The sequence below is a fragment of the Candidatus Margulisiibacteriota bacterium genome (assembly GCA_028706105.1).
GTDB lineage: Bacteria > Margulisbacteria > Riflemargulisbacteria > GWF2-35-9 > DYQY01 > DYQY01.
On the sequence record JAQWCF010000096.1, the window covers coordinates 1 to 5851 of the forward strand.

The following is a 5851-nucleotide window of genomic DNA, read 5'->3' on the forward strand; positions in this document are numbered from 1 at the left end:
CCCATTTAACTCTTTTTATCTAGTCTCCTTTTTATTTCTATTATCTTTTTGAAATATTCCTTGCCCATGCTAAGCAGCTTTTTTACCCTTAAATCAGGGATACCATGTTTAGGTATACACACAAAAAAATTTCACCCTTAAACAAAAGATTTGCTGGTTTTTTTAAAAATATCTTGGCAACAAACCAACTGACCAATAACATTAATAATTGTCTTAAGTTGTTCTTCACTTATCACATATGCTGGCATTACATAAATTAAATTACCAAATGGTCTCAACCAAACGCCCATCTCAACAGCTTTTTTTTGAAATAAGGCTACATCAATAGCTTCTTTCGTTTCCACTACTCCAATAGCACCTAAAAATCTAACATCTTTGACTGCATTATTTAAAGCCAAGGGAGATAAACCAACCCTGAGTATCTTTTCGATATTGAAAACCTTTTTCTGCCAATCCATCTTGTGTAAAAGCTCTACACTTTTGATAGCTACGCTGCAAGCCAAGGGGTTGGCCATAAACGTCGGCCCATGCATTAGTGTAGAGACACCAATTGCTACTTTATCTGTAGTTAACGTTGCCGCCAAAGACATGTATCCCCCAGTCAGCCCCTTGCCAACACACATAATGTCAGGAGTTATCCCCGCCCACTCACAAGCAAACATCTTACCAGTACGACCAAACCCAGTTGCTACCTCATCTACAATTAATAAAATATCATATTGCTCACAGAGTTCCTTTGCTCTTCTCAAATACAGAGGAGCATAAAACCACATACCACCTGCACATTGCGCAACTGGCTCAAGGATAAGTGCAGCCAAATCTTGATGATGTCTCTCTAGTTTGACCTCTAGGTCATGTATAAAGTTATCATTCCAGCTCTTTTCAAACCCACACTTGGGGCGCTCAGAGAAAATCTGTTCTGAAACAACACCTTTAAACACACTATGCATCCCTGAAATAGGGTCACATACAGACATGGCACCAATCGTGTCTCCATGATACCCTCCCCTAATAGTAATTAATTGCTTTTTTTCTGGTTTACCTTGCGCTTGCCAAAATTGGATAGACATTTTTATTGCTACTTCCACAGAGACAGAACCAGAATCTGAAAAAAATACTTTATTAAGTCCTACTGGAGCTATCTCCAATAATTTCTTTGCTAAAGTTATAGCTGGTTGATGAGTAAACCCACCAAACATTACATGAGAGACAGAAGTTCTTTGTGCCATTAAAGCTTCATTTAGTTCAGGATGATTGTAACCGTGAATTACACACCACCAAGAAGAGATGCCATCTATCAACCGAGTTCCATCCTCAAGAATTATCTCACACCCTTCAGCACTAACTACTGGATAAACAGGTGAAGGATCAAGCATTGAAGTATAAGGATGCCAAATATGCTTCCGATCAAAATCAATATCCAAAACTATCTCCTAAAATCTGAACTACTTTATCAAAATTAAGATTAAGCATAAAAGGAATTCTAACACTCCTAATGCCAGATACTGCCATAACTGCCTTAACATTATTGGTTAAAATCTCCTCCTCTTCTATTCCCAAATCATTAAAAACTAGTAACTCAGGAGCGCAACCGACACTATCGAGCTTATCAATTGTGAGCAATGCTTGATTTATTGCCCCAAGCTTATTAGCAACAACTAAAATAACTGGTAAATCTAGTTTTATAATAAGATCTAAAATATACAGCCCGTTTCCTAGTGGAACCATTACTCCGCCCGCGCCCTCAACAATAACGTTTTCATATTTCGCAACTAAAACGTTAAAATCCTCAACTATTTTTTCTATAGAAATTTGGACATTTTCTAGCTCTGAAGCCAGATGGGGCGAACATGCTGTTTTAAATGAATAAGAATAAAACTCTTTAGGATCGCTAAAGATACTATTATTTTTTAGTGAAAACTCGGTATCAGCTATTCCGCCTGTCTGCACTGGTTTAAAAGGAACAACATTCATAGACCGAGAACGTAACAACTTCACAAGAGCAGTGGTGATAATGGTTTTGCCAGCATTAGTGTCTGTGCCTGTTACAAAATAGCTACTCATTATTGGAAATTACTCTCCCATAACTTTTATAATTATTCGCTTAGGTCTTTGTCCATCAAACTCAGCATAATAAACCTGTTGCCATGGGCCAAAATCCAATTTACCCTTTGTTACAGGAACTATCACCTCGTGATGAACTAGTATACTTTTCAAATGTGCATCCCCGTTTGTTTCACCAGTCCAATGATGATTATAATCAGGATTAAATGGAGCTAATTTTTCTAACCAAGCATCAATGTCCTGAATAAGTCCACTTTCCGCATCGTTAACATAAACGCCAGCATTAATATGCATTGCAGAGACAAGAATCATTCCCTCCTTAATCCCACTTTTGATTAAAGCCCTGTCTACATCATTAGTAATATTGATATATTCTCTAATTTTTGTTGTATTAACTGTTAAATATTCTGTATGAAATTTCATAATATGGATTATATCATAGAAGTTATCAACACGGACTGTCTCGCTTCTCATTTCATTAAGTCCTTCCCTTTTTATTTTCTATGTAAAAATAAAGCAAATAAGCCTCTCTTTTAGGAGAGGCAACGATACTAAATTTTGTTAAGAAATTCTAATTGATTACGTTGGTGAGGCTGAGAAGGTGGCTCAGCTATAGCTGAGATGGAAGGGTGATCCACTCAACATTAGGGAAACTTCGATACCAAGTAAGCTGTCTTTTGGCGAAATTTCTAGTTTTCTTTTTTATTAGCTCAAGGCAATCAGCCTTACTTAATAAACCTTCAAAATGCATTATTACTTCCTTATAACCTAATGCCTGCATGGAAGTGAGCTCTTTACTGTATCCTTTGTCCAAAAGCATTTGGACTTCTGTAAACAATCCCTTCTCTACCATTTTATCGACACGCTCGCCTATTCGTTTATACAATAAGGCTCGATCCATATCTAAGCAAATTAACCTAAATTTATCCGCAAAAGACGTATCCATATTTTTCTGTTGTGAAAAAGGTATCCCTGTTTGTTCATATACTTCTAATGCCCGGATAATTCTAAACTCATCTCTAGGCTTAATCTTCTCCGCAGACACAGCATCAACACCCTTAAGTAAATTATGCAGCGCCTCTACACCCTTCTCTGAAGATATTGCTAAATACTTTGAACGAAGAATTTCATCAGGCAATGATTCTGGAGCACCATAATTATTAATGAGTGCTTTTATATACAAACCTGTTCCACCAACAACAAGATAGTTTTTTTCTGTTGCAAACAATAGCTGTCTGGCTTGCTTCACAAACTTAAATAAATTCCATTCTTCATCTGGATTTATAATGTCCATTAAGTGGTGATTAATTCCACCCATTTCTTCCTTGGTTGGTTTAGCAGTGCCAATATTCATTTGTTTATATACCTGCATTGAATCAGCAGAAATAATTTCTAAATTATTTTCTAAAGCAAAACCAATAGAATAATTGGTCTTACCTACAGAGGTAGCCCCGATAATAACAGGTATCTTTTTCATAACTGTTTTGAATCCAAGATAAAAGTAACAGGTCCATCATTATGAATTTCTACTTGCATATCAGACGCAAAAACACCTTGCTCAACTGGAATGTGTCCTGATAGTTCTAAACAAAAGTCTGCATACAGTTTTTTTGCTTTTGCTGGTTCTTCTGCTAAATCAAAAGAAGGCCGCCTGCCCTTCTTCACCGAACCTACCAACGTAAACTGGGAAATAACAAGTGCACTTCCATTAACATCCTTAACAGAAAGATTCATTTTCCCTTGTTCGTCATTAAAGATTCTCAAATCAACTAACTTATCAATAAGCTTCTGTGCGTCTTCAAGAGTGTCACCTTTAAAGACACCAAGAAGAATATTTAAACCTTTTTCTATCTCGCCTACTATTGATGAATCCACTAACACTTTAGATTTAGTTACTCTTTGAACAACAATGAGCATCTAGATGTCCTCAATAGCTATTTCATTCTCCGAAGGATCTTTAATGCCTCTTAGAAACTGACCAAGTTCATCTTGTTTATTTTTTCCTTCTTGCTCGTCTCTACCTTCCTTCTCATTTAAAGCTAGAACCGGAAAAATACCATCTTCTAAATTAATTGAACTATTCACAGAAGAGCCCTCTGTTTTTTTCTTACTTATAGAATCTAACCTTCTTAATGGAACGCCGGATATATCAACCATTATATATTCCCCCTTTTATAACCATCTTCATTTCCTCTAACTCCTTTAGTAAAAACAAAGTGTTCGATTGCATTATGACTCATGTTTTCATCCTTTATAATATCCATTATTTCTTTATGCAATTCATATAAATCTACAGACAACTTTTGATAAGAGCTTGCAAACTCTTTTATAAATTGACTTGGCATTATGTCTAAACTCTTTAAATTTATGCTTATATGCTTCATGTCTGCACTAACCTCAATCTTGAGAGAACTAGTTTCTGCAAGAAAAAAGATCCTGCTAATAACATTCTTATAAGCGTCTGTTTTCTCCTTATACAAATAAGAAATAGCGTTAAAGTCAGCGCTAATAAACCCAAACTTTTCTTTTATTTCTTTGGAAAATTTTTCAATACCTCTTATACCAAGGCTGTTCAACACGTCATTATATAATCTAAGAACATCTTCCGTTTCTATTATTAAATCTTTCAAGCTCCCTGCCTTAAGCAATTTTATTTGCAACAAATGACCATAAGCATTAAATCTAAAATACAAATATTCTTTGGCATACTCATACTCTTTAACATCAAAGACGTTCATAAATCTCGAAAAAAGACCGTTTGCTAAACTTATTTCTTGCTCATCAGCCACAAAAAACCTCCACTTGTAATATAACTATATCAAATATAACAAAAAAATAATTAAATGTCTGTATAGACTAGCTAGATATGAAAAAGTTGCAACCTTTCCGATTTTCCAATTTGGCTTTTACCTTTATACTGTACCGAATGGAAAAACACCAAAAAGCTCTTGGCGAAATGCCTATAAAAAAACTTCTAATGAAAATGGCAGCGCCTGCAATTATTGGCATGCTTGCTAACTCCTTATACAACATCGTCGATACTATCTATCTTGGGCAAGGAGTTGGAACTTTGGCAATCGCTGGTTTAACAGTTGCTCTCCCCATGCAAATGCTCATAATGGGAATCAGCTTTCTAGTTGCCGGAGGTGCCGCAGCAGTAATTTCAAAAAGTCTGGGTGAAAAAAATTCAGAAAAGGCTTATCTGGCAGCCGGAAATGCTTTTACCTTAATAATTGTGCTTAGCACCGTTATCTCCATCCTAGCATTTATCTTTTTATGCCCCATTTTAATTGCTTTTGGGGCAACCACTAGCATAATGCCTTATGCCAGCGACTATCTCTCAATTATTCTTCTTGGCTCGCCTTTCTTTGCTTTTACGGTTGTTGCCAACAACATAATCCGATCAGAAGGAAACGCAAAAACTGCAATGATAACAATGATACTTTCTCTGGGAATGAATATAATCCTTGACCCTATTTTTATTTTTGGATTTAACTTAGGAGTAAAAGGAGCTGCAATAGCTACTGTTATTTCTCAACTCTTTGGCCTTGTTTTTGTGTTACATTATTTTTTTACCAAAAAAACTTCTTTAAACTTAAGACCTGAACATTTTGTTGCTAATAAAAAATCTATTTACGAAATATTAGCACTTGGTTCATCCGACTTTGTTAGACAGGTAACGTTTATAATTTTAGCTATCGTTATTCAAAACTCGCTAAGGTATTACGGCGGAGAGATGTACATTGCAGTATATGGAATCATCAATCGTATTCAAATGTTTGTGATG

Annotated in this window: 8 protein-coding genes; 1 reads left to right on the forward strand and 7 read right to left on the reverse strand. The window is 35.7% G+C overall.

Annotation, left to right across the window (positions count from 1 at the left end; genetic code table 11):
• Positions 1–137: 137 nt before the first annotated feature.
• The 7 genes from bioA to PHF25_08440 form a co-directional block, all read right to left on the reverse strand.
• The gene (gene bioA, locus PHF25_08410; GenBank protein MDD4528038.1) at positions 138–1424 is read right to left on the reverse strand and encodes an adenosylmethionine--8-amino-7-oxononanoate transaminase; all 1287 of its coding nucleotides are present in this window, start codon (positions 1422–1424) and stop codon (positions 138–140) included.
• Positions 1414–2064 carry a dethiobiotin synthase gene (gene bioD, locus PHF25_08415; GenBank protein ID MDD4528039.1) on the reverse strand — a complete coding sequence of 217 codons (651 nt, stop codon included), beginning with the start codon at positions 2062–2064 and terminating at the stop codon, positions 1414–1416. Before bioD ends, bioA begins: the two co-directional genes overlap by 11 nt.
• Positions 2065–2073: 9 nt before the next feature.
• Positions 2074–2487 carry a secondary thiamine-phosphate synthase enzyme YjbQ gene (locus PHF25_08420; protein ID MDD4528040.1) on the reverse strand — a complete coding sequence of 138 codons (414 nt, stop codon included), beginning with the start codon at positions 2485–2487 and terminating at the stop codon, positions 2074–2076.
• Positions 2488–2674: 187 nt separating this feature from the next.
• Positions 2675–3541: a tRNA (adenosine(37)-N6)-dimethylallyltransferase MiaA gene (miaA, locus tag PHF25_08425; GenBank protein MDD4528041.1), complete on the reverse strand. Its 867-nt coding sequence runs from the start codon at positions 3539–3541 to the stop codon at positions 2675–2677.
• On the reverse strand, positions 3538–3981 hold the full coding sequence (gene dtd / locus PHF25_08430) for a D-aminoacyl-tRNA deacylase (GenBank protein ID MDD4528042.1): 444 nt from the start codon (positions 3979–3981) through the stop codon (positions 3538–3540). The genes miaA and dtd overlap by 4 nt, the downstream gene beginning before the upstream one ends.
• Positions 3982–4221 (reverse strand): hypothetical protein, encoded by a 240-nt coding sequence (locus tag PHF25_08435; protein MDD4528043.1) that lies wholly within the window; start codon positions 4219–4221, stop codon positions 3982–3984.
• A complete protein-coding gene (locus tag PHF25_08440) occupies positions 4221–4853 on the reverse strand; it encodes a hypothetical protein (GenBank protein MDD4528044.1) in 633 nt (210 codons plus the stop codon). Before PHF25_08440 ends, PHF25_08435 begins: the two co-directional genes overlap by 1 nt.
• A gap of 137 nt (positions 4854–4990) precedes the next feature.
• On the opposite strand from PHF25_08440, the gene PHF25_08445 reads away from it, so the two are divergent.
• Positions 4991–5851 (forward strand): MATE family efflux transporter (locus PHF25_08445; protein MDD4528045.1); only part of this gene is annotated, 861 nt, incomplete at its 3' end.